26 protein-coding genes are annotated in these 26,619 nt (G+C 39.5%); 16 read left to right on the top strand and 10 right to left on the bottom strand.

The window, feature by feature from the left end; all coding sequences use genetic code 11:
• Nucleotides 1-159 precede the first annotated feature (159 nt).
• On the bottom strand, nt 160-1,134 hold the full coding sequence (gene epmA, locus H5157_RS00170) for an elongation factor P--(R)-beta-lysine ligase (RefSeq protein WP_182694741.1): 975 nt from the start codon (nt 1,132-1,134) through the stop codon (nt 160-162).
• Between the two features lie 56 nt (nt 1,135-1,190).
• Nucleotides 1,191-1,757 carry an elongation factor P gene (gene efp, locus H5157_RS00165; protein WP_024596699.1) on the bottom strand — a complete coding sequence of 189 codons (567 nt, stop codon included), beginning with the start codon at nt 1,755-1,757 and terminating at the stop codon, nt 1,191-1,193.
• 41 nt (nt 1,758-1,798) lie between these two features.
• Here efp and epmB point away from each other — a divergent pair, with 41 nt between their 5' ends.
• Nucleotides 1,799-2,812, top strand: coding sequence for an EF-P beta-lysylation protein EpmB (gene epmB, locus H5157_RS00160; RefSeq protein ID WP_182694835.1), 1,014 nt, complete (start codon nt 1,799-1,801; stop codon nt 2,810-2,812).
• Between the two features lie 8 nt (nt 2,813-2,820).
• On the opposite strand, the gene H5157_RS00155 is transcribed toward epmB, so the two are convergent.
• Nucleotides 2,821-3,030, bottom strand: coding sequence for a hypothetical protein (locus tag H5157_RS00155; RefSeq protein WP_002960797.1), 210 nt, complete (start codon nt 3,028-3,030; stop codon nt 2,821-2,823).
• A 71-nt stretch (nt 3,031-3,101) separates the two neighbouring features.
• On the opposite strand from H5157_RS00155, the gene H5157_RS00150 reads away from it, so the two are divergent.
• Entirely contained in the window at nt 3,102-3,392 is a 291-nt protein-coding gene (locus H5157_RS00150) for a hypothetical protein (RefSeq protein WP_002960798.1), read from the top strand.
• Between the two features lie 48 nt (nt 3,393-3,440).
• Here the strand turns inward: H5157_RS00150 and H5157_RS00145 are convergent, their stop codons facing one another.
• Nucleotides 3,441-3,932, bottom strand: a complete 492-nt coding sequence (locus H5157_RS00145) for a DUF3016 domain-containing protein (RefSeq protein ID WP_182723905.1) — start codon at nt 3,930-3,932, stop codon at nt 3,441-3,443.
• Between the two features lie 276 nt (nt 3,933-4,208).
• Between H5157_RS00145 and galE the strand changes: the two genes are divergently transcribed.
• From galE to H5157_RS21025, 3 genes are all read left to right on the top strand, one after another.
• On the top strand, nt 4,209-5,225 hold the full coding sequence (gene galE / locus H5157_RS00140) for a UDP-glucose 4-epimerase GalE (RefSeq protein ID WP_182694742.1): 1,017 nt from the start codon (nt 4,209-4,211) through the stop codon (nt 5,223-5,225).
• A 1,241-nt stretch (nt 5,226-6,466) separates the two neighbouring features.
• Nucleotides 6,467-6,910 carry a transposase gene (locus H5157_RS21030; protein ID WP_310736814.1) on the top strand — a complete coding sequence of 148 codons (444 nt, stop codon included), beginning with the start codon at nt 6,467-6,469 and terminating at the stop codon, nt 6,908-6,910.
• A gap of 72 nt (nt 6,911-6,982) precedes the next feature.
• On the top strand, nt 6,983-7,450 hold the full coding sequence (locus tag H5157_RS21025) for a transposase (protein WP_310736813.1): 468 nt from the start codon (nt 6,983-6,985) through the stop codon (nt 7,448-7,450).
• Between the two features lie 161 nt (nt 7,451-7,611).
• On the opposite strand, the gene H5157_RS00130 is transcribed toward H5157_RS21025, so the two are convergent.
• On the bottom strand, nt 7,612-8,292 hold the full coding sequence (locus tag H5157_RS00130) for a Fe2+-dependent dioxygenase (protein ID WP_002960803.1): 681 nt from the start codon (nt 8,290-8,292) through the stop codon (nt 7,612-7,614).
• A gap of 89 nt (nt 8,293-8,381) precedes the next feature.
• Complete coding sequence (locus H5157_RS00125) at nt 8,382-10,562, bottom strand: TonB-dependent siderophore receptor (protein WP_182711407.1); 2,181 nt, start codon at nt 10,560-10,562, stop codon at nt 8,382-8,384.
• A 217-nt stretch (nt 10,563-10,779) separates the two neighbouring features.
• On the opposite strand from H5157_RS00125, the gene H5157_RS00120 reads away from it, so the two are divergent.
• From H5157_RS00120 to H5157_RS00095, 6 genes are read left to right on the top strand one after another with little or no spacing between them, the layout of a single operon-like run.
• Entirely contained in the window at nt 10,780-11,553 is a 774-nt protein-coding gene (locus H5157_RS00120) for a DUF3450 family protein (RefSeq protein WP_182723904.1), read from the top strand.
• Nucleotides 11,553-12,878: a MotA/TolQ/ExbB proton channel family protein gene (locus H5157_RS00115; protein ID WP_182723903.1), complete on the top strand. Its 1,326-nt coding sequence runs from the start codon at nt 11,553-11,555 to the stop codon at nt 12,876-12,878. Before H5157_RS00120 ends, H5157_RS00115 begins: the two co-directional genes overlap by 1 nt.
• Nucleotides 12,871-13,251: a MotA/TolQ/ExbB proton channel family protein gene (locus tag H5157_RS00110; RefSeq protein ID WP_002960812.1), complete on the top strand. Its 381-nt coding sequence runs from the start codon at nt 12,871-12,873 to the stop codon at nt 13,249-13,251. The genes H5157_RS00115 and H5157_RS00110 overlap by 8 nt, the downstream gene beginning before the upstream one ends.
• Nucleotides 13,252-13,255: 4 nt before the next feature.
• Nucleotides 13,256-13,660 (top strand): biopolymer transporter ExbD, encoded by a 405-nt coding sequence (locus H5157_RS00105; RefSeq protein ID WP_036981164.1) that lies wholly within the window; start codon nt 13,256-13,258, stop codon nt 13,658-13,660.
• Nucleotide 13,661: 1 nt separating this feature from the next.
• Nucleotides 13,662-14,318 (top strand): energy transducer TonB, encoded by a 657-nt coding sequence (locus H5157_RS00100; protein WP_154904278.1) that lies wholly within the window; start codon nt 13,662-13,664, stop codon nt 14,316-14,318.
• 19 nt (nt 14,319-14,337) lie between these two features.
• Nucleotides 14,338-15,765: a tetratricopeptide repeat protein gene (locus tag H5157_RS00095; RefSeq protein ID WP_182719910.1), complete on the top strand. Its 1,428-nt coding sequence runs from the start codon at nt 14,338-14,340 to the stop codon at nt 15,763-15,765.
• A 700-nt stretch (nt 15,766-16,465) separates the two neighbouring features.
• On the opposite strand, the gene zapE is transcribed toward H5157_RS00095, so the two are convergent.
• The gene (gene zapE, locus H5157_RS00090; protein WP_182719911.1) at nt 16,466-17,575 is read right to left on the bottom strand and encodes a cell division protein ZapE; all 1,110 of its coding nucleotides are present in this window, start codon (nt 17,573-17,575) and stop codon (nt 16,466-16,468) included.
• 59 nt (nt 17,576-17,634) lie between these two features.
• On the opposite strand from zapE, the gene rsuA reads away from it, so the two are divergent.
• The 3 genes from rsuA to H5157_RS00075 all read left to right on the top strand — a co-directional run bounded on the left by rsuA (nt 17,635) and on the right by H5157_RS00075 (nt 20,405).
• Nucleotides 17,635-18,333 carry a 16S rRNA pseudouridine(516) synthase RsuA gene (gene rsuA, locus H5157_RS00085; RefSeq protein ID WP_182719912.1) on the top strand — a complete coding sequence of 233 codons (699 nt, stop codon included), beginning with the start codon at nt 17,635-17,637 and terminating at the stop codon, nt 18,331-18,333.
• A 386-nt stretch (nt 18,334-18,719) separates the two neighbouring features.
• On the top strand, nt 18,720-19,373 hold the full coding sequence (gene rluA / locus H5157_RS00080) for a bifunctional tRNA pseudouridine(32) synthase/23S rRNA pseudouridine(746) synthase RluA (RefSeq protein ID WP_182719913.1): 654 nt from the start codon (nt 18,720-18,722) through the stop codon (nt 19,371-19,373).
• A gap of 81 nt (nt 19,374-19,454) precedes the next feature.
• On the top strand, nt 19,455-20,405 hold the full coding sequence (locus H5157_RS00075; RefSeq protein WP_182723902.1) for a DUF3530 family protein: 951 nt from the start codon (nt 19,455-19,457) through the stop codon (nt 20,403-20,405).
• Here the strand turns inward: H5157_RS00075 and djlA are convergent.
• From djlA to H5157_RS00060, 3 genes are read right to left on the bottom strand one after another with little or no spacing between them, the layout of a single operon-like run.
• Nucleotides 20,388-21,254: a co-chaperone DjlA gene (gene djlA / locus H5157_RS00070; protein ID WP_165724335.1), complete on the bottom strand. Its 867-nt coding sequence runs from the start codon at nt 21,252-21,254 to the stop codon at nt 20,388-20,390. The genes H5157_RS00075 and djlA overlap by 18 nt on opposite strands.
• Before the next feature lie 31 nt (nt 21,255-21,285).
• A complete protein-coding gene (gene murU, locus H5157_RS00065) occupies nt 21,286-21,942 on the bottom strand; it encodes an N-acetylmuramate alpha-1-phosphate uridylyltransferase MurU (protein WP_182719915.1) in 657 nt (218 codons plus the stop codon).
• The gene (locus H5157_RS00060; RefSeq protein ID WP_182719916.1) at nt 21,939-22,940 is read right to left on the bottom strand and encodes an aminoglycoside phosphotransferase family protein; all 1,002 of its coding nucleotides are present in this window, start codon (nt 22,938-22,940) and stop codon (nt 21,939-21,941) included. Before H5157_RS00060 ends, murU begins: the two co-directional genes overlap by 4 nt.
• Before the next feature lie 100 nt (nt 22,941-23,040).
• On the opposite strand from H5157_RS00060, the gene lptD reads away from it, so the two are divergent.
• Together lptD and surA are read left to right on the top strand one after the other, a co-directional pair.
• A complete protein-coding gene (lptD, locus tag H5157_RS00055) occupies nt 23,041-25,293 on the top strand; it encodes an LPS assembly protein LptD (protein WP_039485527.1) in 2,253 nt (750 codons plus the stop codon).
• A 30-nt stretch (nt 25,294-25,323) separates the two neighbouring features.
• Nucleotides 25,324-26,619, top strand: a complete 1,296-nt coding sequence (gene surA / locus H5157_RS00050) for a peptidylprolyl isomerase SurA (protein WP_002960833.1) — start codon at nt 25,324-25,326, stop codon at nt 26,617-26,619.

The raw sequence follows: 26,619 nt of genomic DNA, 5'->3' as shown, positions 1-26,619 counted from the left end.
CGCGAAATAAATTCGCACCTACAGGTTTGCCGTAGGTTGTTGGGGTTGATGTTTATTGTAAGTGAGGTTTTATACCTCGCTTTTTTATAAAGTTAAATTACATGAGCGCGAAATAAATTCGCACCGACAGGTTTTCCACCTACGCCTACAAGCCAAGCATCACGCTCTTTGCACATCAAACGCGATTACGTCTTTAATTTTCTCTTTATTTGTTGCGAGCATTACAAGCCTATCTATACCCAAAGCCACCCCTGCGCACTGAGGTAATCCATGCTCCAGCGCTTTAATTAAACGCGTATCCATTGGCACTTGCTTTAAACCGTTTTCAGCGCGGTATGCGTTATCTTCATTAAAACGTTTAGCTTGCTCGCTGGCATTTGTGAGTTCGTTAAAGCCATTCGCCAATTCCATATTTTTGTAATAAAGCTCAAAGCGCCCTGCTACGCGTGTATCGTGTTCACAAATTTGTGCAAGTGCCGCTTGAGAAGCTGGAAAGTGATACACAAAACATGGCTTATTTTGTCCTATTGTGGGCTCCACTTTCATACAAAATAATAATTGCAGTAAGGTATCTTTATGCGTTTCATTTTGGGCTATATCAGCAAATCCATGCTCACACGCTAGTTGCTTTAATTGCTCTATGTTCGCTGTTAGCGGATCGAGCCCAAGTGCTTGTTCAAACGCTTGCTGATAAGTAAGCCTTGTTGCCGGCTCAACATCTAAAACAAGCCGCATTAGTTCATCCATTTCATCCATAAGTGCAAACTCATCAAAGCCTGGGCGATACCATTCAAGCATTGTAAATTCGGGATTGTGATGACTACCTGCTTCTTCATTTCTAAATGCTTTACAAAGCTGAAAAATAGCGCCTGAGCCTGCTGCTAACAAGCGTTTCATAGCAAACTCTGGGGATGTTTGTAAAAAAAGAGGAAGCCCACCAGCATGCCCTGGACCTACAAATGTGGTGTTAAAACTGGCTAAGTGCACATCGGTTACACTGGCAGCACTTAAGCTCGGCGTTTCTACTTCCATTACATTACGCGTATAAAAAAACTCACGAATGTTACGTAATATCGCTGCACGTTGTTTTAGTGTTTCAATGCTTGCGCTTGGGGCCCAAAGATCTGCTGACATATTTTCTCCAAAAAAAATCCCAGCTTAAGCTGGGATTTTATAAACAATGTTAAAGCTTACTTAACACGGCTTACGTATTCACCGTTACGAGTGTCTACTTTAATTACTTCGCCAATTTGTACAAATAATGGAACTCGTACTACAGCGCCTGTGCTAAGCGTTGCTGGTTTACCACCAGTGCCCGCTGTATCGCCCTTAAGGCCAGGATCTGTTTCAGTGATCTCAAGCTCAACAAAGTTAGGTGGTGTAACAGCAATAGGGCTGCCGTTCCATAATGTAATTGTACATAAATCATTTTCAACTAACCATTTAACTGCATCGCCTAGTGCTTTTTCGTCAGCAGCAATTTGCTCAAATGTTTCGTTGTTCATGAAGTGCCAAAATTCGCCGTCTGTGTATAGATACGCTAAATCTGTATCCATTACGTCAGCACCTTCAACTGATTCACCCGATTTAAAGGTTTTTTCAAGCACCTTACCAGAGATAAGTTTACGGATACGAACACGGTTGAACGCCTGGCCTTTACCAGGTTTTACCATTTCATTTTCTAAGATACTGCAAGGCTCGCCGTCCATCATAATTTTTAGGCCGCCCTTGAACTCGTTGGTGCTATAATTCGCCATCGTTTCCTCTATTTATATTTTTTCGAGTAATCTACATGCCAATGATACAAAGAAATGAAGCAAATTTGCATAAAAACTGGCAAAAAGAATTAGCAAATGTAGTTACCTGCCCAAAAACCTTGCTTGAAATGGTCGGTTTATCGAGCCAAGTCCATGAAAACGACCTAAAAGCCCGCAGTTTATTTCCGGTACGCGTGCCTATCCCTTTTATAAAAAAAATACGCAAAGGCGATCCAAACGATCCTCTTTTATTGCAAGTCATGCCACGCCATCAAGAATTTTTAACTAAGTCGGGTTTTAATAAAGATCCCCTACTTGAGCAAGATAACGAACAACCCGGCCTTTTACATAAGTATAAATCGCGTGTTTTAGTAATGTTTAAAACCGGCTGTGCCGTCAATTGTCGTTACTGCTTTAGAAGGCATTTTCCGTATCAAGAAAACCAACTTAATAAAAAAAGTCTGCTTGAAACACTAAGCTACATAAAATCTGATGCCAATATAAACGAAGTGATTTTAAGTGGCGGCGATCCACTTATGGCCAAAGACGATGCAATAAGTTGGTTTTTAGATGAGCTTGAGCAATTACCACAAATTAAACGAATGCGAATTCATAGTCGTTTACCAGTAGTTATACCGGCGCGAATAACCGATGAGCTATGTGAGCGATTAGCAAAATCGCCATTAAAAATTATTTTTATTAATCACATAAACCACGCCAACGAAATAGACGCTGACTTTAAAGCAGCCATGCAAAAGCTTAAACAAGCAAACGTAACGCTTTTAAACCAAGCTGTAATTTTAAAAGATGTGAATGATACGCTCGATGCGCAAATAAATTTAAGCGAAGCGTTATTTGACGCAGACGTATTACCGTATTATTTGTATTTGCTCGATAAAGTTGAAGGGGCCAGCCACTTTGATATTAACGAAGAAGACGCTATAAAAATAATGGCAGAGCTATTAAAAGCCCTGCCTGGATTTTTAGTGCCTAAATTAGTTAGAGAAATAGGTGGTCAAAAAAGTAAAACACCTATCGATCTTAAGCTAATTTAAAACAGCATTTAAACGTATATATTTACGTTGTTACCCAATGATGCTGTTACCGATTTAGCCGGTGTTTGCGCACTTGACGATTGTGCAGCACCTTCAATAAGTGCAAGTGCTGCTGCGCCATCTGCTAGTTGCTGCTTTTTAGATAAAGCAGCGCTATAAAGCTCACTGCCTTGGCCTGAGCCAGAAACAGCGGGTAAACTTGTGCCTGATATATTCATATAACAAACCTGACTTTTAAATGTAATCCAAGTATTATGTCGGCCATGCAGTACAAAGCTTTAGGAAAACCATGGATTCAATTATTGAACAACTCAATACTAATTTAAAAATTGTTTATCGTCAGGCGCTTGATGCCGACAAAAAACTCGATGAACTACAACAGCAAGGCCATGGCAAATTTAAAGCCTTATTTGCACAAGATGCTGGTTTTAGCTTTGAAGCTAAACGCTTTAAGCCGTATGTTCTTGACGTAGCCGCTGACGTTGAAAGCTTATCTAACGATGGTTTTGATGAAGAAAAACTTAAAACAACCGTTATTAAGTTACAACAAATACTCACGCTGTTAGCTACTTTTAAGTAAAGATTAAAAAGCAAAAATGCCGCTATTTAGCGGCATTTTTATTTTAAGTTAATCTAAACTTGGTAATATTTGCTCACCAAACCACTCTGTTAATAAGCGTTTTTCGTAATATAGTGATTCGTCGCGGCCCATTTTAATTTTATTCATAAAGCCCATATCTTTGAGCTCCACATCAGTATCTTTACTAAGCACTGTACCGTCGTTATCGGTTAACGAATAATTAAGCTTAATGCGTGGAAAGTATATTGGTTTTACTACACGAATTTCCTCCATACCACCATAACGCACATCTCCCGCTAAATCTAAATCAGTAAACTCTACGTTTAACTTATAATCTTTTGGTAGTTGCTCAGCTAATTTAGACATATGTTTTTCAAAACTTGCCGCAATACTTTTGTGATACGAGCCCTTAGCTTGGTTAGACGCTCGCACATCACGATAATCATTAAAGTCATTCCATTTAACAACAGACTCACCAGCATGGGCAAGCGCAGGTAATGCGATACACATTGTTGTTGCTATTTTTTTAACTAAATTCATATCTTTCTCCAAAGAGGTAACCAATCACAAAAGTGTGGATTGGAGTAAACCTAGCATTAGCTATTACTAAAGCTATTTTAGCACTTGTTTATTAACTATAACTTAATCTTACGAATCAAGTGTTACTTGTTTTGCACAAAATGTAATCAAAAGTATTTAATGTGCTGATATCAAAAAAATACGATTAAAATCATATAAATTACAGATAAAACATGTAAAACACCTCTATTTATGGTGAAATTAACTTAATTGATAAAAGGTACCCACGGAGCTTTCATGACTATTTTAGTAACCGGTGGCGCAGGCTATATTGGCTCGCACACTGTTTTAGAACTTTTACAGCAAGGTAACGATGTTGTTGTTATTGATAACTTAAGTAACTCATCACAAGAATCACTTGCGCGCGTAAAAAATATAACAGGTAAAGAAGCCACTTTTTACCAAGGCGATATTCTCGATAAACCCTTTTTAGATTCTGTATTTGCAAAACACACGGTTGATAGTGTTATACATTTTGCGGGTTTAAAATCAGTAGGCGAGTCGGTTGCAAAGCCAGTTGAGTACTATCAAAACAACGTTCAAGGTACGCTTACACTTGTTGATGCGATGCGCGACGCAGGTGTATTTAAATTGGTATTTAGCTCGTCAGCCACGGTTTACGGCGACCCAGCAAGCTTACCAATCAAAGAAGATTTCCCTGTAGGCGGCACTACCAACCCATACGGTACGTCAAAGCTAATGGTTGAAATGATGCTACAAGATATCGCTAAATCAGATGAGCGCTTTGCGTTTGCTATTTTGCGTTACTTTAACCCAGTGGGTGCACATGAGTCGGGCTTAATTGGTGAAGATCCTAATGGTATTCCAAACAACCTTTTACCTTTTATCGCACAAGTTGCGGTAGGTAAATTAAAGCAACTCGCTGTATTTGGTGATGACTACGACACAGTTGATGGCACTGGTGTGCGCGACTATATACACGTTGTAGATTTAGCGATTGGTCATTTAAAAGCGCTTGATAAAATTGCCAGCAGCACAGGGGCATTAGTTTATAACCTAGGTACTGGTAATGGTTACTCTGTACTACAAATGGTTAATGCATTTATTAAAGCAAGCGATCAGGCTGTACCCTATCAGGTTTCACCTCGCCGTCCTGGTGATATTGCAGCGTGTTATGCAGCGCCAGAAAAAGCACTTAAAGAGCTAGGTTGGGAAGCAGTGCGCGGTATTGATGAAATGATGCAAGATACCTGGCGCTGGCAGTCAAATAACCCTAACGGTTATAAGGGTTAAGTAAAAACGGCAAGTGAGAAAACATAGAAATTATGTAGTTTTGCTTATCTAAAGCGCAGCGTCCTCTTAGCCTCTTTGTGAATAAATCACTTAAAATCTTATTGCACAAAGAGAAGTAAAAGAGGAGTAAATGAGAAGACATAAAACAATAGTAATTATGTATTTTGGCTTCTCTAAAGCGCAGCGCCCTCTTAGCCTCTTAGTGAATAAATCACTTAAAACCTTATTGCACAAAGAGAAGAAAAAGAGGAGCAAATGAGAAAACATAAAACAATAGTAATTATGTATTTTGGCTTCTCTAAAGCGCAGTGCCCTCTTAGCCTCTTAGTGAATAAATCACTTAAAATCTTATTGCACAAAGAGAAGTAAAAGAGGAGTAAATGAGAAGACATAAAACATAGTAATTATGTATTTTTACTTCTCTAAAGCGCAGCGACCTCTTAGCCTCTTTGTTAATAAATCACTTAAAATCTTATTGCACAAAGAGAAGTAAAAGAGGAGAAAATGAGAAAACATAAAACAATAGTAATTATGTATTTTGGCTTCTCTAAAGCGCAGCGCCCTCTTAGCCTCTTAGTGAATAAATCACTTAAAATCTTATTGCACAAAGAGAAGTAAAAGAGGAGTAAATGAGAAGACATAAAAACATAGTAATTATGTATTTTACTTCTCTAAAGCGCAGTGACCTCTTAGCCTCTTTGTGAATAAATCACTTAAAATCTTATTGCACAAAGAGAAGCAAAAGAGGAGTAAATGAGAAGATATAAAACATAGTAATTATTTATTTTTACTTCTCTAAAGCGCAGCGCCCTCTTAGCCTCTTTGTGAATAAATCACTTAAAACCTTATTGCACAAAGAGAAGTAAATGAGAAGACATAAAAACATAGTAATTATGTATTTTACTTCTCTAAAGCGCAGCGACCTCTTAGCCTCTTTGTGAATAAATCACTTAAAAACTTTATTGCACAAAGAGAAGTAAAAGAGGAATAAATGAGAAGAAACCAAAACCTAGAAATTACGAGCTTCGCTCGTCACGCCAGCAAGCTGTGCGTCTTGTATCTCTCATTGATAAATGATTAGCTATCATTTATCACATCGAAGTCAGTGAGCTTGCCTGTGCGTCTAGTATTTAATACTGCTCCGTAGATAAAGCCCTGACTTTCTATTCTCACAAACTGAATGGTATCCAAGCACACTTTTATTTAAGTAGATGCTGTATGTACAAGGGGAGTAAGTAGAGATGATGTTTATCGGCATTGATATTAGTAAAGAGAAGATTGATTTATCGTGGTTGAGAGACCAACTTACAAACAAGATTAAAACAAAAGTCTTTAAAAACAAGCATCAAGACTTTTTAGCAATAGAAAAATGGCTTTTAAATACAACAAAAAGCGCTGCTAATGAGCTCGTTATCACCCTCGAACCAACGGGTGTTTATCATGAAGCACTGATGTATTTTTTACACGAGCAAGGCTTTAATATTATTTTAGCGAATCCCGGTAAAGCTAAAAAGTATGCAGACGCTTTAAACATAATTCACAAAACAGACAAATCTGATGCAACGATGCTTGCTCATTATGGCTGTGCTAAGCACGCAGTCGTTAATTATTGGCAACCTGAAGCATTAGCAATTAGAGAGCTTAAAGCCCTTATTCGTCGTTTAGATGCGCTTGAGAGTAACTGACAACGAGAAGCTAACCGATTAGAAGCAAGTGAATTCAGTAGCGTTTCAGCACGTGTTTGCCAATCTATAAAAGTGACTATCGCGTTTTTAGACGATGAAATTAAACAACTTAAATCTGACATTGATAACCACATAGATAATGAACCTGATTTAAAAAGAAACAGGAAACTACTTGAGTCTATTCCTGGCATTGGGCCCGTACTATCGAGAGAGCTGACGTATTTATTTGCGGCTAAAAAATTTAATAAAGCCAAAGAAGCGGCCGCTTATTGTGGATTAATTCCACGGCATAATGAATCGGGTAAATTAAAAGGGCGAACATCAATCAGTAAACTTGGGCCAGCCAGAATTCGATGCAAACTTTATATGGCAGCCATTGTTGCAGGGCAATGGAATAAAACAATAAAGAGACACAAGTTAACGTTAATAAATAATGGTAGAACACCGATGCAAGCTGTGTATGCAAATATGCGAAAGCTAATTCATATATGTTTTGGTGTAATAAAAAACCAAGAAGCGTTTAAGCTCCAAGAAAGTTAATTAAGACCTTGAAGCTTAAAATGAGAGATGGTACCTACAAGTAATTTAACCACAGCGTTAAGTTTTGGCTGTAGGCGTTGAGCTTGCTCACGCGAAAAGCGCAGCTTTTAATTACTTATATTTAATTACTTATATCCAGTATTTAATAACGAGTATATTCATTATGTCTGTGCCCACTGTCTTAGTAAGTTATGGTACACACCTGTTAATTGAATAATCTCTGGGCTATCTTCTACTTTGCTGCGCAAACTTTGAATCGACATATCTAAATCAAATAACAAACCACGTTTTTCGTCGCTGTTTACCATGCTTTGCAGCCAAAAAAATGAGGCTAATCTGCGCCCACTCGTTACAGGCATTACACGATGTAAACTCGTTGAAGGGTATAACACCATACTGCCTGCGGGCAGCTTTACACTGTGTGAGCCATAAGTGTCTTCAATAACAAGTTCTCCGCCCTCATAGTCTTCAGGGTCATTAATAAATAACGTCATTGATACATCTGTACGAATTTTTACTGGCGTACCCGGCACTTGTCTAATTGCATTATCTACATGCACACCAAACGATTGCCCGCCTTGATAGCAATTAAATAACGGAGGAAAAATTTTTGCAGGAAGCGCTGCCGACATAAACAAATTACTACGCGCAAGTGCTGCCATAATAATATCGCCAAGCTCTTGGCATTCAGGACTATTTTCAGGTAGCTGTAAGTTATTTTTTGCTTTGGTTGATTGATGACCTGCGGTAATACTGCCATCGGCCCACTGCGCTTTAAGCAAAACCTCATGGCAATACGCCACTTCTTCTTTCGTTAATAGCTCTGGAATTTTAACTATCATGTGCGCCCTCTCACATTTTCATCAAATAATTAAGGGCAGGTAATAGGCCTGCCCTTATGCTTACTTTTATTTTTTAATTTGTTTTAAAATTAAAAAGAGTAGCTCGCTGTTAAACTAAACTTACGACCATCACCTGGTACAAAGTGTCCACCACCTAACTGATCAACGTAATCTTTATCACCTAGGTTTTCACCATTAAGCTGCAGGCTCAAATCTTTTGATATGTCATACGCAACCATCAGGTCAAAAATAGTATAACCTGGCGCACGAGAGCGTGTTGACGTAGTGCCGTTGTAACGCTCACCTATATACTGCGCACCTAAACCAAACGATAACTTATCCGACATATCGTACGTAGTCCAAACACTTGCGCTATTTTTAGGCGTACGTGCAAGCTCGTTACCGATTTGAGTTGCGTCGTCGCCTAATGCTTCTGTTACTTCGCTATCTTGGTAAGTGTATGAAGCAATTACAGTCCACTCTTTAGTAATTAGGCCCGTTGCTGAAAGCTCTAAACCTTGAACGCGCTGTTCACCACCGAGTATTTCGTCACTTGAGCTATCTGCAAATGGGTCATCAGTACGGGCATTGGTTTTTTCAGTACGGAAAAGTGCAGCATTAGTTTGCAGGCGGCCATCCATTAGGCTCCATTTAGTTCCTAATTCATAACTACGGCTTTCTTCTGCGTCTAAATCAGCTGCATTTGAACGCGTAGATACCGTTAGGCTTTCCGCCGATGGATTAAATGAATTACCTGCGCCTAAATACACACTGCCATTTTCTGTAGGTTTATAAACTACAGCTGCATTCCAGCTAAATAAATCGTCACTTGTAGAAATTAAAGCGCTTGGATCATTGTAATCGTTGTGATAATCCGTAGTGAAGCTATCAAAGCGAATTCCACCTGTAACTTCCCATTGCTTGTTAAGCGTCACTGTATCAAATGCATAAATAGCTTGGTTTTTAGCTTTAGCTTCAATGCTTGTACCGTCACGGCCGTACACACCCGTAAATGCAATTGTTGCGTCAGGGTTGTATAAGTCATTGCGTATTCCATCTTCAATCAGGTTATCAGGCGTAGTTGCAACAAAGTTATGGCGTGTAAACGTTTCATTTGCAAGTTCAACACCCACTACTACGTCGTGAGTAAAGCCAGCAAATTCATAGTTACCAATTAAATCAACTTGAAGTGCAGCAAGTGAATTTTCAGTATCACGTGTTTTTTCATCTGCAAAGGTAATGTCAGTGTCTGTTGTAACCGAGAAATAACGCGGTGCAGTTGTTACTGATTCACGCTTAACTTTACCTAAACGACCTTGCACACGTAACGTAGTATTTTGAGAAAAATCATACTCATAACGAGCTGTTGTTGAGTAGGCTTCAATATCTTCGTAATCACGGTAAATATTACCGTAAAAGTTATCAAAGTCGACAGGAGAAGGTGAGCGCGCGCTATCTGCAAGTTCAGCTACTGGCGTATCACTGTAAACCCAAGGAATACCATAATCTGGTAAATTGTCTTGGCGTTGATACTCTAGATTTAAATCAAAACGGCTGTTTGTACCAAGCCCTGTTGCAAATGCAAACGCAACAGCATTTGTTTCGTTTTCAACATGATCACGACCTGCAACATCACCTTTATCAGTAAGAAGGTTTATACGTAGTGCGCTTGTGTCGTTTACTTGAATGTTAGTATCAAAACGACCACGGTAATCGTTTTCTGTACCTAAACGTAGCGAAACGTCGTTAAAGTTGTCTAACTTCGCCTTTTTACTTTCTAAATTAACACTACCACCTGTTGCGCCACGACCAGAAACTGCAGAGCCTGGGCCTTTTGCAACTTCAACGGCTTCAATGTTGTAAATATCACGTGTGTAACCTGCAACATCGCGAATACCATCAACAAAAATATCATTTGTTGCACTAAAACCACGAATCGACATGCTATCGCCAGTAGGTGAGCCACCCTCACCTGCTGCTAAAGAAATACCTGAAACATTACGCAAAGCATCACGTAGGCTATCTACGTTTCTGTCTTTCATTACCGCTTGGTTGATTACTGTTACCGTTTTAGCTGTATCGAGTAGCGGTTGAGTGTATTTATGCGACGTTGATTTTTCTACAACATAACTAGACTCAGTTTTAGTTTCTGCTTTGGTTACCGATAGTTCTTGAACATCCTGTGCACTTGCCCAAGTTGAAAGCGTAGCTGTAACAACCGCTGCAATTGGCTTCACGTACGCATTTCCTTTATTCGATGGCTTACTCATGGTTACTCCGTAGTTTTTATTAAGCACTTAACTATTGTTAATTTAAGGTACATATTTAATTTCGGCGAAATCCTACCACTCAAACAAAGCAATGTAAACGATAACTGTTATCAATTGCATTGTTATGTGAATTCCTATATTGTATACACACTTAAAAATTAACAGTAATTACGTCCTTGTAATTGCTTGTCGTAACTTTCAGGATTGTTGTTAAGTAATGCGAAGCTTAATTAAACCAATTAGCGTAGTTATCGCGCTTTGTAGCACTATGGCAGTAAAAGCCGACACTGTTAGTGAGCTAGAACAACTCGTTAATAAATGGCTACAAATAGAAAATCAAAACACAGAATTAAATACTCATTGGCTTGAACAAAAAAGCAGTATGGAGCAAACCTTAACGCTTCTTAATGCCGAGCAGCAGCAACTTAGCGAGCTTAATCAGCGTAGAAAAAAAAGCACCAGTGAGCTTGCCCAAAAACGCGAACAGCTTGTAACTCAGCAATCAGAGCTTGAAAATGATCAACAGCAATTAAATGATCAACTAGCACGTATTTCTGGGCAATTACTTTCATTACAAGTGCAACTCCCCCCGCCACTTTTGAGTAGTTGGAAAAACGCTGGTGATTTAAGCGATTCAAAACTCAGTACAACTGACAAATTACAAACAGCACTAAAAATGCTGACTCTACTTAATGATTTTCAACAACGTATTTCTATTCACGAAATGGCTATTAAACACCCTGACGGGCAAGAAGTATGGGTTAAGCAGCTTTATTTAGGTGCAGCTCAAGCATGGTTTGTAAGCGAAGACTTAAGTTATGTAGGTATTGGTTTTCCAAGTGATTTAGGTTGGCAGTGGGAGTTTGATCCAAGCATTAATGCAGAACAAGTTGCACTGGGTATTGCTGTACAGCAAAAAAAGCGCGCTGCTGATTGGGTAACACTCCCAATATTAAGTTATGTAAATAAAAACCAGCAAGGGGCTAAATAATGGCTACTAACAGCATAATTAAAGTATTTAGCGCCACAGTTTTACTTTTTAGTGCAAACATATCTTTTGCAGCTAGCAGTGATGATGCTAAGCAAAGTATTTTAAGTGATATTAAAACAGCGCAGCGTACTCTAAGTAAAACTCAAAATAGCATTTCAAAAGAGCAAGCGACCCTTGCAAAGCAAATTTTTACCAAGCAGCAATCGCTCAGTAAATTACGCGAACAAGCCGCTGTTAATCGCCGCCTAGCTGACGAAAACACATTAAGTCTTGATCAGTTACAAACCCGATTAGACACTTGGCAACAGCAGCAGCAATATCAATTAAACTTACTTAGCCGTTTTGTACGCCAAAACACCAGCAATAGTGCTAGCAGTAACGAGTCGGCTAATAGCCAAAACGAGTTATTAAGCCGTGTTGTATCGCTAATTAATAATCAAGAGCAGGCACTTTATCCACAGTTTAAAAAACAATCGGTTGTGCTAAGTAATGGCGAATTAAGCCAAGCTAATACCCTTCAAGTCGGGCCTGTTGCATGGTTTAGTACGCAAACACCTAAACTTATGGGTTTATTAAATTTAGATGATGAATCTAATGCATTAAAAGTAGCGTTAGTACAATCAACAAGTGACGACAACCCACTCGATAATACTTTAAAGCAAAACGGTGTAGGCTCTACATTACTTACTTTTGATCCTAGTTTAACGCACTTAGTAACTAGCCAAGCCCAACAAGAAAGTCCGCTTGAACACCTAGAAAAAGGAGGTTTATGGGCTATCCCTATTATTTTATTTGCCTGCTTTGCACTTACCATTGCGCTATTAAAAGCCGCACAGCTACTGCGTTTAAGTAAAATTAAAATGCACTCTCAAATGCAATTACAGCAACTTTTTAAAGCTGAAAATAGCAGTGAATTTTCAGGTATGCAGCAGCAGCTATTTAACTTAACGCTGCAAAGCGAAAAAGGCCAAGTACGAGACGATCAATTATTTAATCAGTTAATTCATGATAAGCATAAACTCGATAACTTTATTGGCGCTATTGCCGTTACGGCTGCAGTAGCCCCACTACTTGGCTTGTTAGGCACTGTTAGCGGCATGATCGAAACATTTAAAATGATGACTTTGTTTGGCTCAGGCGACCCAGAAGTTGTATCGGGCGGTATTGCACAGGCACTTATAACAACCGAGTTAGGTTTAGTTGTTGCTATACCAGCACTCGTTTTAAATGCACTGTTATCGCGTAAAGCAAAAGCGTACTACAGCCAACTAGAAGGCTTTGCATTACAGCTAAGTCAACTAGAAAAAGGAGAAAACAATGTTTGAGAAAATCGTTAGTAACCCTATTTGCTGGTGTATTCTTTTACTCGCTTTATTTGTATACCAGCTGATTTTTCATGACTTACTGCACCTTAAACAATACCAAGCGCAGCGCAAAGGTTATTGGCAAGAAGTTAGCTCTATTTTAACTGCAGCGCTTCCGCTACTTGGTTTATTAGGCACCATTGTTGGTTTGCTTGATACATTTAAAGTAATGGCGCTGGGCCATAACGAGTTAATGAGTGACGCCATTGGTGACGCATTACTAACAACTCAATTGGGTCTTGTGTGCGCTATTCCTGCGTGGTTAATGCAAGCGTATTTAGCGTATTCACAGCGTAATCCTAAATTACATACGTTAAGTAAGCAGTTAGGGTAACACTATGCAATCACGTTTAAAGCACAAGCTAGAGCAAGAAGCGGGGCAACATATCGATATGTCGCCGCTACTTGATGTGGTATTTATATTGCTAATATTTTTTATTGTTACAACCGTATTTGTACGCGAAAGCGGCGTTGAGGTTGATAAACCACAAGCCGTATCGGCTAGTCGTCTTGAGCAGCAAGTTATATTTTTAGCAATAACCGACAACCAACAAGTATTTTTTGATGGCAGCCAAATTGGTGTTGCTGGTGTGCGTAGTAGTGTCGAGCAAATGTTAAAACAGCAACAACGTCCTGTGGTTATTCAAGCTGATAAAACAGTACCTACTGAGTTACTTGTTCAAGTAATTGACGAAGCAAAGCTGGCAGGCGCGGCGCAAGTTAACTTAGCGACCAAGCAATAGTATGCACACGATTAACTCGCTTCAAAAAACAAAAAACAATCGCCATCCGCTGTTTGCATTTGGCCTTAGCCTCATTGTGCTTAGTGCTGCATTACTGCTTTTATGGCTTGGGCAACTTGCTGAACACCATATACAAGACAAAGTGGTTGTACGTGAGATTGCCATGGTGGCACTGCCACCTCCGCCACCTCCATCAATATCACAACAGCAAACAAGTGAGCCAATGCAAAGCTTAGCGGTAGAAGGTGCAGGCGCGTCAATTCAAGCCGTAAAAATTAAGATAAAGAGTGATTTAAGTATTGTAAAACCCGATACACCCAACGTAAAAGTAAGCGCGCCACAATGGCAATCAATGAGTGTAAATTGGGATGCATTTAGCTTAAATCAACTCGATGGTCTCCCCACTTTACTTACTCCCGTCAAGGCCGTTTTACCAAAAAGCTTAACCCGCCGAGGTGTTGATGTATTTACTGTAAAACTCGATGTATTTATTGATGAAAGTGGCAAGTTAAGTTTAATTGAGGTAGTACAAAACCCATACCCTGAACTTAAACCAGCTATCGACAAAATTATTAAACAAAGCCGCTTTAGTGCACCTAAAAAAGAAGGTGAAACCGTACGCGCTCGCTTTATTTGGCCAATCGAATTTAAACCTTAAGCCTATTAAAATGAAAAATATGAATATATTTAAAACGCTAAAACCATTAACTCGCGCAGTTATCACTACTTTAATGTGCTCACTCCCTTTATTAGGTGTAAGTAGCGTGCATGCAAGCGCTGCTAGTACGCCATTAAAAAGTGCGCCACTAAAAGTAACGTTATCGCCTAGCGATCCAACATGGCAGTTGGCTATAAATAATAAATTACTAGGCCCTACAGAGGTCCTTATTGAACCGACCGAGCGCGGTTTTGCTCGCCAAGTGCAACCACTTTTACAAGCAGGTAATTACAGTGAAGTTGCGGCGCTATTTAAAGGCCGAGATATAAGCCAAGATAGCACTGCTTTAAACTTATTACGTGCACAAGTACTGCTTTCAACAAAAGATTTTGATAAAGCAGAAGCCGCTTATTTAGCATGTTTAAAAGCATCACCTGATTTAGTAAAAGCTCACCAAGGTTTGAGCCTTTTATACATGCAACAAGCAAAGTATGATAAAGCGCAAACACATCTAGTTCACAGTATTGAACTTGGCCAAGCTGATGCACAAAGTTATGCGCAACTTGCTTATATACACGTACAGCACAACCAACCTTGGAGCGCAGTAGCGGCCTACCGCCAAGCGCTTATGCTAGCGCCAGAAACAAGCCAATATCAACAAGGTCTATTGTTTGCGTTAATTGAATCGGGTGATTTAAGTCAGGCAAGTGCATTACTAAAAGAATTACTTAATAAAAGCCCTGATAAAGCTGAACTTTGGCTGCAACGTGCACAAATAGCATTACAGCTTGATCAAAAAAAGCAAGCGCTTGCTGCTATTGAAGTGGCCTTAAAACTCAACCCTAAAGATACCAGTAACCAGCTTTTAGCAGCCCAACTGCATTTAAGTGAAGGCAGCACTGAACGCGCTGTGAGTTTATTAAAGCAAGGTTTAAAACACGCCACTAAACAGCAGCAAGTTGAGGTTATTAATACCACGATGCAAACTTTAGGCTGGCTTGTATCTCAACAAAAATGGGATTTAGCTAAAGAGCTAATAGGCAGCGCAAAAAGATTAACTAAGCAGCTACCCCGTGATGAACAAGCGCAGTTTTCTGTATACAGCGCACAAATTGCTATGCAACAAGGTAATACTAAACGTGCTCTTAAAAGCTTAAATAATGCACTTAAAATAAACCCGAATTTAGGTGATGCCCTACTTAGTTTAGCAAGTATATATCGTAGTAAAGGCCAACTCACCCAAGCTAAACTTATGTATGTTCGTGCACAAGCTCTGCCTGATTACCAACTATCGGCGTGGCTTGGATTATCGCAAATAGCGATTGATTCTAAAGACTACCCGAGTGCGCTAAAGCATCTTAGAAAAGCATTACAAGCCAACCCACAACGCCAGGACTTAATTACTAATATTCGCGCCCTTGAGAATATAGTGCGCCAAGAAGGGTAAGTTTAACACCGTGGTTAAATTTACTTGTATAAGCACAGCTTGCTGGCTGTGACGAGCAAAGCTCGTAATTTCTATGCTTTGATGTTTTCTCATTTACCCCTCTTTGTGCAATAAGGTTTTAAGTAATTTATTCACAAAGAGGTTTAGAGGGCGCTGCGCTTTAGAGAAGTAAAAATACATAATTACTATTGTTTTATGTCTTCTCATTTACTCCTCTTTTACTTCTCTTTGTGCGATAAGTTTTTAGATAATTTATTCACAAAGAGGTTTAGAGGGCGCTTCGCTTTAGAGAAGTAAAAATACATAATTACTATTGTTTTATGTCTTCTCATTTACTCCTCTTTTACTTCTCTTTGTGCAATAAGATCTTAAGTGATTTATTCACAAAGAGGTTGAGAAGGCGCTGCGCTTTAGAGAAGTAAAAATACATAATTACTATGTTTTAATGTCTTCTCATTTACTCCTCTTTTACTTCTCTTTGTGCAATAAGATCTTAAGTGATTTATTCACAAAGAGGTTGAGAAGGCGCTGCGCTTTAGAGAAGTAAAAATACATAATTACTATTGTTTTATGTCTTCTCATTTACTCCTCTTTTGCTTCTCTTTGTGCAATAAGATCTTAAGTGATTTATTCACAAAGAGGTTGAGAAGGCGCTGCGCTTTTCGCGTGAGCAAGCTCGTTTACAATATATATTAAAGCGTTACCAATTTTGCATTTCGACTATGCGTGATTGCGTGCGTGCATATTCAAAGCTCAACTTTTTACCTTTGTACAAATGTTCAATGTCGGTTTGCGCATTTATTACCAGCAATTTATGGCAATCGTAAAATTCATCGACTAAGGCAATGAAGCGCCGTGCTTCGTCGTCAAATGTGTGCTCATCAAGTGTTTGTTTTTCGCGTTGGTAACTATCTTCTATACCGTGAACAATAACTTTACCCGTTGCTTTAGCTCCCATTTGCGGCACGTTCGATACATATAACACATCAAATTGCGTTGCTAAAAACATATAGTCGTTAGCACTGCGTGGGCCTGAACATAGCGCCATAAAATCAATCATCAAGGCATTATCGGCTCTTAATAAATAAGGTAAATTGCGCCCATGCACAGTAATTGTATTGTTGCATGTTACTACTGGATACGAAGCTAAAAACTCATTTTTATAATCGTGATTTGATAAATTAATAAAATAGTGACGGCTGTTTTTACCATATCTAAAGCGGTGATCGTCCTCCCCTGCCACGTTAATTATATGACAATGGTTATTAATTAAATCAATAGTAGGTAAAAACCGCGCTCGTTGTAGGCCGTTGTAATAAAGCTGCTCTGGCTTTGCGTTCGATGTGGCCACCAGCACAACACCTTGTTCAAACAACGCATTGAACAATCTCGCCATGATCATAGCATCGCCAATGTCGCTCACAAAAAACTCGTCAAAACACAGTACTCGAATATTTTTAGCCCACTGTTTTGCAATCAGAGTTAATGGATTTTTTTGACCTTGTAGCTGCGTAAGTTGGGCATGCACTTGCGCTATAAAATGATGAAAATGCAGCCGCTGCTTTTGCTCAGTAGGTAGGTTTTTATAAAATAAATCCATTAACATGGATTTACCGCGCCCTACGGGTCCATATAAATAAATGCCTTTTATTAAGGGCGCTTTTTGCCACCATGATGTGTGAGCTTGAAGTTGCTCGCTTAGCGTATTTAAAGCTTCCACTGCATTTTGCTGCGCTGCATCAAAACACAGTTCACCCGTGTCTATTTTTGCTTGGTAAAGGCTTAAAATTTGTGTGCTGTGCACTGTCATGGTATTTCACTATCGGCTATAATCGCGCCCATTGTAGCCGACTAAAAATGTGAACCAAAATGAAATTCCCTTGCCGCTTAGATAAATTTATTAGCCACTTAGCTGAAATACCGCGCACCCAAGCTCGTGCTAGTATTAAGCGAAAAGAAGTAAGCGTGAATGGCGAAATAATCACATCACATAATTTTCAGCTAGCCCAGCAAGATGAAGTACTGCACCAAGGTACGCCTTTGGTATTTTTAGGTAAGCGCTATTACATGCTAAATAAACCTGTTGGCTATGTATGTGCCAACAGTGACGAGCTTCATGAAACTGTTTTTGACTTACTTGATGAGCCAAATATGAGCGACTTTCACGTAGCAGGTCGCCTTGATATAGATACCACCGGGTTAGTTATTATTACTAATGATGGCGATTGGTCACATAAAATTACGTCGCCTAAAAGCAATAAATTTAAAACCTACCTAGTAGAAACTCAAGAGCCTATTACCGATGAAGCACTTGAGCAATTACGTACAGGCGTCATGCTGCATAACGAAAAAGATTTAACCCGCCCAGCTATTGCCGAACGACTTGCTAATTACGGACTGCGTTTATCAATAAGTGAAGGAAAGTATCATCAAGTTAAGCGTATGCTTTACGCGGTAGATAACAAAGTGGTTGAGTTACATCGCGAGCAGATTGCGGGGATTACCCTAGATGAAAACTTGGCCAGTGGTGAATATCGATTATTAACACCCGAAGAAATTAAGTTATAAAAGCGCTTTAAAGGAGCCTAAGTTTGGATATACTAGGGCGTGTTGAGCTTTGTGGATTGAAATTTGTTCAATCTAGGGGCGATTTAATCGCGGCGCGAGGTTTGTAACCTAGTGGGCTAAGTAAAAATCGAGCAACAAAGAGTTAATCGCCCCTAGAAAGAACCCAAAGGGCAGAGCATGTTTGGCATTTATGCTGCGTTATCGCCTAATTATGGGGAATAACCACACTACATAGGCTCTGCCTTGCCTAAAAACCAAACATACTACTGCAAATTCAACCACCAACGTTCAACACGCCCTAACTAAAACAATATAGCCAAACTTTTACTTGAGCCTGTTGGCTTGCTCTACTAAAATAGCGCCCTTCAAAATTACTAAGGTCGGCCGTGTTAGTTAACTACAATCCCCCCATGAGTCCGTATTTAACGATACTTTTTCAGGATGACGATTTACTGATAGTTAATAAACCAAGTGAGTTATTAACTGTCCCAGGTAAAGATCCTAAACATGCCGACAGCTTAATTAATCGTGTTAATCGTGTTTTTCCAACAGCAAGAATAGTGCACCGCTTAGATATGGCGACTTCTGGCATACTGTGCCTTGCCATGAATAAAGCAGCGCACAGACATTTAAGTATGCAGTTTCAAGAGCGCGAAACAGCTAAACGTTACATAGCACGTGTATACGGACAACTTGAAGCTGAAACAGGATCAGTAGATTTACCCCTTATTTGTGATTGGCCTAATCGCCCTAAACAAATGGTTGATCACGACAGAGGTAAACCTTCACTTACGCATTTTAAAATACTTGAGCGTAAAGAAAATGCAACCCGTGTAGAGCTAACCCCCATCACTGGTCGCTCGCATCAGTTACGTGTGCATATGTTAAGCCTGGGTCATCCTATTTTAGGTGACAGGCTTTACGCCCACAAAGAGGCACTTGCTGCAGCTCCTCGCTTACAGTTACATGCTCAAATGCTGCAATTAAAGCACCCTAAAACTGAGCAAGTACTTACTTTTGAAGCTGAGCCAGAATTTTAACCGGCGCAAATACTTCGTAAATTATTAAACTTTTAGATAACCTTGCCGATACCTAACTAATTGTCATTAGTTAGGTGCGTTATGCTATTTTCACGGTCTTTAAAGGCAGCTTTTTATATACAGCTCAGCTGTGCGCTACTTTTAGCTAACCTCATCAGCGCGGCTGAACATATTGCCCCACCTAGTCTATCAAGTATTGAAAATAGCGATATTGAGCGACTACTTCCAAGTGATGAAATAAAGCCAATATTAGCGGGTGAAACGGAATTTTTAAGCCTTTACAGCGAATATATGAGTAGTAATTTTAGAGGTATCGTAATACTTATACCCGACTGGCATTCTTCACCTACCAATAACTCAGGTGTGGACTACTTGCGCAAAGAGCTTAATAATTTAGGTTACAGCACCTACGCAATGACAGTGCCCGACATTGATTGGCAAGCAAGTAAAATGGCCAAAGCTACGCCTAATGAAGCAGAAACAGCGCCTAGTAAAGCCTATGAACCTGCATCGCCCGACACAGCAACAAACGCACAATCACAGCCTGCAAAAATCAAAGATGAGCCTCATTACGTTAATGCAATTGAAAAAGTAACTGACGACATACTTGATGACTATAAAATAAATCTCATTTCTCGGTTTAATGCGCTGTATCAAACCGCTATGGAAGATTCGAGTAATATAGTGGTTATTGCACAAGGCACAAGTGCGGGTGTGTTGTTGGAGTACTATGCAGATTTTCCAGATGAGAGACTAGATGCGTTTATAAGTTTAAGCAGTTACTTACCTAATACTAAACGTAACGAAAATTTGAGCCAAACAGCGTCACTTGTTACACCCGCCTTGCTTGATATTTACTATGCAAATGACAGCACAGACATTTTAATGAGCCTTAAAAATCGTCAGCGCTGGGTTGAGCGAAATGCAAAATTTGATTACCGCCAACGCCAATTGTTTGGCCTGCGCGATCAACCTGGTCAACACGCACGCCTAACAAAAGAAATAGACGGTTTTTTACGCCGACTTTTTTAAATACTCATAAGCGGCTTGAATATCTTGGCTCTTTTTAACAGCCAATTCCATCATGTGCTTTGGTAAACCTTGCGATACTAATTTATCTGGATGATGTTGCGACATAAGTTTACGGTACGCTACTTTTATGTCACGTTGCGTTGCATCGCTATTTAAGCCTAATAACGCCAATGCTTGCGCACGGTTCATATTATTATTTGGCGGTACATGGTGGCCAGAACCCTCACGGTAACTACTGCTTTGACCTTGGCTTTGTTGCTGCTGATTAAAGCGCTGTTGTTGCTTTCTAAAGTTAAACTCAGCTTGATAACGTTTTAATACAAATGCAAAGTGTGTTTTAGAAATGCCTAGCTGTTTACTTACTTCTGCTAATAATTGCTTTTCTTGTTCGGCTAATACCCCGTCAGAAAACGCCATTTGTATTTGTATTTCTAAAAACAACTGTATTAGATCGTTTCGTTTAGCAAAGCGTTCTTTAAAATCGTGTACGGTTTCTTTAAGTGAAAAGTCGCCCTCTTTACCTGACTGAAATGCATGTTGTGCTTCGCGGCGTTCTTCGCCCTTTAAGCCCATTTCGTCCATGAACAAGTTAGCCGCTTTTATGTGTATTTCGCTCACTCGGCCATTCGATTTTGCAATGTGCCCCATGACAGCAAAGCAACTTGAAAAGAATAAAGCTTGGCGCTCGTGAACATCGTCACCACTAAATAAGCTAGAAAAACCGCCTGCTTTATCAAAGTTATTTTTTAAGCTTTTATCAAATAAATGACCTAGGTATAAACCTAAAATAGCACCAAATATTTTGCCAAACATAAAGCCAAAACAAAAACCGAGAATTTTTCCCCACATCTATAATACTGCCTTCTTAAAAATTGAGTTGTTACGCCTCAAGGCGCGTGTTTAATTGGTTTAAACGCTCTGGTGTACCAATGTCATCCCATTGCCCTATATAGAGCTCAGTAGAGACTAAATGTTCATTTAGCTTTTCACGTAAAATAGGCCCTAAAGGGCGAATACCTTGCGTTAATCCTTTAAAAAAATCAGCCTGATAGCGGCCAATCCCCGAAAAGGTATATTTTTGACTCTCGGCCGACAAATAGCTCAATGCAAAGTCGCCATCTGGGTTGTGTGGCGGGTTTTCTATAAGCACTATGTGCGCCTCACCGGGTTGCAAATGAAGTTGCATTAGCGCACTTACATCATAGTCGGTGTATACATCGCCATTTATTACAATGAACGAGTCGCCCAACAACGGTAACGCTTCAATAATACCGCCGGCTGTTTCAAGGCCACCTTCAACTTCTTGGCTATAAAGTATATTTACGCCAAATTGACTGCCATCTTTAAAGTAGTCTTTTATTTTATCACCCTGCCACGCAAGGTTTATTACAATATCGGTAATGCCGGCTGCTTTAAGGTTATTTATATGATGCTCAATAAGTGGTTTTTCTGCCACTTTTAACATTGGCTTTGGCATATTTTGCGTAAGCGGCATCATTCTTTGCCCGCGCCCTGCAGCTAAAATCATCGCTTTCATGAGTGCTCCTTTGCTAACTTTTCAGTCACTTTTGGCACTATGGTATTTTTTGTCCACTCACTCAATGCTTTAAGCTCTGGGTAATTTGCTGCTACTTCAATAATGTAATCAAGCGTCGGTAAAATATTATCTAAATAACCTGTTTTACCATCGCGTAAATACAATCGACAAAATATACCCGCAGCTTTTAAGTGGCGCTGTAATCCGGTTAAATCAAACCAATATTTAAACTCATCGAATGAAGTGTTAGTCAGTAAATTTTGAACTGTAAATTCTTGATAAGCAAAATCAAGTAAACTTGTTAATTCTTGCTCTGGCAATTTAAAGTAGCAATCGCGCAGTAGCGATACTAAATCGTAGCAAAGCGGCCCGCGTACAGCATCTTGATAATCTATAATGGCCCACTGGCCGTTACTGTTCATAATGTTACGGCTATGGTAATCACGATGAACGGTAACCGTAGGTTGCTCAAGCATCGCCTTTATTAATAGCTCTGAACTTGTTTGCCACATTATTTTTTGTTCTGCACTGAGTGGCTCATTAATAAAGTCGCTTACTAACCACTGGCTAAATATATCAAGCTCTAGCTTTATAAAATCTTCGTTATACGCTTGCATAGCAGAAGCTGTGGGCGTTTTTGCCCACTGAGCACTTAAATTAATTAATGCTTGATAATGCTCGGTGCGGTTTGCATCATCAAGCATGTCAGCTAGGTGCGTACTGCCTAAATCACTGAGAATAAAAAAGCCCTGTTTCTCATCGCTTGCAATAATAGTGGGAAGTAAAAAACCTTGCTCAACAAACACTTGGTTTAGCAAAATGTAAGGTTCGTTATTCACTTTTTTTGGATCTGAGTCCATCACTATTAAATGTTTATTATCGTGATTTAAACGATAATAACGGCGAAAGCTAGCATCCCCCGTGATCGCGTTTAAAGTATGCGACTTGGCATTAAGGTGTGTGTTTATAAATTGTTGTAAATTCTCAAAGCGTGTCATTTTATTAGATATCTATTTTTATAGGTCAATTACTGTAATTGCCATTATTTTCCTTTATTATGTGTATATTATATTAAACACAAAGTATTAAGGTCGATAAATGAGCAAAACCTGGGGCATATTGATGCTAAGCGTAGTTAGCGCACCATCGCTTGCCGAAACTGAACTGGCACACAACCTTTGTGGCATTTCAATGCAAACCAGAGCTTGGCAACCACTTGAAGGCCTTAACCTTGGTGAAGTTGATATCCAAGCTGATGATGTTGAGCTACTTGGCACTCAAAGCGCTGAATTTACCGGCAATGTTGATATTAACACCCTTAAGATGAGTTTGTCCGCACAAACTGCGTTGATAGACAAACAGCGTGGTTTATTAAATGCAACGGGGCCAATTACTTATCAAGACTACGTAAGTAAAGTAAACAGCACCGGATTAAATGCCGATTTAAATAATTCAGAAGTCAGTTTGTTAGGCGCCGACTACAGCCTAACCGAACAACAAGGTAAAGGCGGCGCTGAAAAGCTCACTGTTAATCAGTCTGGCCTATTACTCATGAATGCAAGCTTTACTACTTGCCCAAGTGACACCCCTGCATGGGAAATTGAAGCTGACGAAATAAACCTTTCACGCGAAGAAGGCTGGGGCGAAACATATAACGCCGTATTGCGTATTTTAGATACACCGGTTCTATATTTACCTTATTTTACATTCCCGCTAGATGAACGCCGTAAATCGGGCTTACTTACTCCGACTATTTCAAGTTCTGACAAATACGGCCTTGAAACAATTACGCCTTATTATTTAAATATTGCACCTAATTTTGATGCCACAATTACGCCTCGTTATATGTCTAACAAAGGGCTGCAATTACAGACAGAGTTTAGATACCTAACAGAGCAACACGAAGGCTTAGTAGGGATTGAATACTTAGATAGTGATGATTCTGAGCCTGATTTGAATGAACGCTACATGTTTCATTGGCAACAGCAAAGCTACCTAGGTGAAAACTGGCGCGCAAACGTTGATGTAACCAATGTGAGCGATGATAACTACATCACCGACTTAACTTCAAACTACGCAAGTAAAACCGATACTCAATTGTATCGTACTGGTTCACTTACCCATTTAGGTGATACATGGCGCACCGATATTAAAGTGCAAAACTTTGAAGTACTCGGCGATCACTTAGAGTCATACACTGCAATACCACAAGTTAATTTTACGCAAACAGCCCCTTGGCGTTTTGATAATTTTGACTTTAGTGTGTCGGGCGAGATTAGTCATTTTACTAATGATTCATCAGAAGTGGCCATAGACAGCGCAACTCGTGTACACGTAGAGCCAAAAGCACGCTACAACTACGCTACGCATGCGTGGTCATTTTTGTCTGAAGTAAGCTTATTACAAACTAATTATAAGCAAAGCGGAAACTTAACCGGCACGCAATACAGCGATACTGTATCGCGTACTATCCCAAAAGTACGTTTGTACTCTCAGCTTAATTTTGAGCGTGACGCATCTTACTTTTTTGAAGATGGTATACAAACACTAGAACCGCAAATTCAGTATTTATATACACCTAATAAAGATCAGTCAGATATTGGCTTGTTTGATACAACCAAACTGCAAGATGATTATTATGGTTTATTTAGAGACGTGCGCTTTTCGGGTGTTGACCGTATAGCAGCTGCTAATCAGTTTACTTTAGGTGCTACAACGCGCTTATTTGATAAAAAACAAGAAGAAGTGTTTAACTTTAGTGCGGGCCAAATATTTTATTTAAGTGACGATGCTAAGCCAACAGAGCAAGGCTTAAACTCAGACACTAATTATAATGCACTATTTGCAGCTCAAACCATGTTACATTGGCACCGCCGTTGGTACCTCGCTGGAGGTATTCAATATGATACAGATGGCAAGCAAATGGTACAGTCAAATGTAACGCTTGATTATAAAGGTGATAATAATCAGCTAGTACAATTGAACCATCGCTATGCAAATGATGTCTCAGGAAATACAATCGAGCAAGCAGGTGTATTTACAAGTATTCCTATTAGCGACGAATGGCAATTTATTGCGAGCTATCATCGAGATCTTGAAAACAACAGAAGTATCGAAGTATTGAGCGGATTACAGTATGAATCATGCTGTTGGGCTATCCAAATTACTGGCCATCGCCAAATTGAAACTGATTTAAATCAGTCAATAGGACAAGAACAAGCAACTTTTGATTCAGGTATTAGTTTGAATTTTGTATTAAAAGGACTTGGCAGTAAAAGCCGTTATGATGCACAAAAATTATTACAACAAGGTATTTTTGGCTATCGTAGACCGTATTTTCTTAGTAACTAGAGTACTATCAGCAAGAGTAGTAAAAAGAATATGAATTTAAAAAAATTATTAACATCAGCAGTTTTAAGTGCCAGCCTTTGTCAAAGTGTAATGGCTGCACCAGTAGAAATAGATAAAGTTATTGGCGTTGTAAACCAAGGCGTAATTTTAAAAAGCGAAGTAGACACCATAATTGATCGTGTTAAAAAGCAAGCACAAGAACAAGGCCAGCAATTACCAAAAGATGAAACACTTCGTGTACAAGCTGTAGAGCGTTTAGTTAATCAAGCGCTTATGATGCAAATGGCTGAGCGTATGGGGTTACAAATCTCAGACAGCCAACTCGATCAAACTCTCGCTAACATGGCAAAAGAGCAAGGCGGAACAATCGCCGACTTACGCCGCACTATTGAAGGTTCGGGCGAAAGCTTTCAAGCTTACCGTGAAGAAATTCGTAAAGAAATCACAACGCAGCAAGTAACACGTGCAAGCGTTGATCGTCGTATTTATATTAGCGAACAAGAAGTTGATAACCTTCTAAAAATTATGGAAACCCAAGGTCAAAGTGCTGAAGAGTACGACATTGGTCATATTTTAATAGATATCCCTAACGATGCGACAGCTGACGAAATTGCTGATGCAAAAACACGTGCAGATAAAGTTATTGAGCTATTAAACGATGGCCAAGAATTTAAGCGTATTGCTATTTCATCATCAAGCGGCTCAAAAGCACTTGAAGGTGGGCAACTTGGTTACATGGGCATTAACGAAATGCCATCGCTTTTTGCTGAAGCAGTAAAAGGCCAAAAGAAAGGCGCTATTGTTGGCCCACTTCGCTCTGGTGCTGGTTTTCATATCATTAAAGTACAAGACGTTCGTGGTCTACAAGTTGTAGAAACAACTGAAGTACGTTCACGCCATATACTTATTAAACCTTCAATTATTTTAAGTGAAGAAAAAGCACGCTCAATGCTTGCAGGCTTTGCAAAAGACTTACGCGCAGGAACAGCCGACTTTGGTGAACTTGCTAAAGAGTACTCAGAAGATCCTGGCTCTGCACTTAAAGGTGGCGAGTACGATTGGACAGATCCAACTACCTACGTACCTGCGTTTAAAGATACATTACTTTCTCTTAAAGAAAATGAAATAAGCGAACCGTTTAGAACACAGTTTGGTTGGCATATTGTGCAGTTACTTGGCAAACGTGTAGCTGATAAAACTGAACTAGCTAAACGTAACCGTGCTCATGGCATGTTGTTTAACCGTAAATTTAAGGAAGAAAGTTTTAACTGGCAGCAAGAAATGCGCGAGCAAGCTCACGTTGAAATTTTCCCTATAGACCAATAA

Source organism: Pseudoalteromonas sp. SG43-3, assembly GCF_014164385.1.
Lineage (GTDB): Bacteria > Pseudomonadota > Gammaproteobacteria > Enterobacterales > Alteromonadaceae > Pseudoalteromonas > Pseudoalteromonas distincta.
Note: the sequence above shows the minus strand (reverse complement) of the source record. Positions and strands in the feature narration are given on the sequence as shown.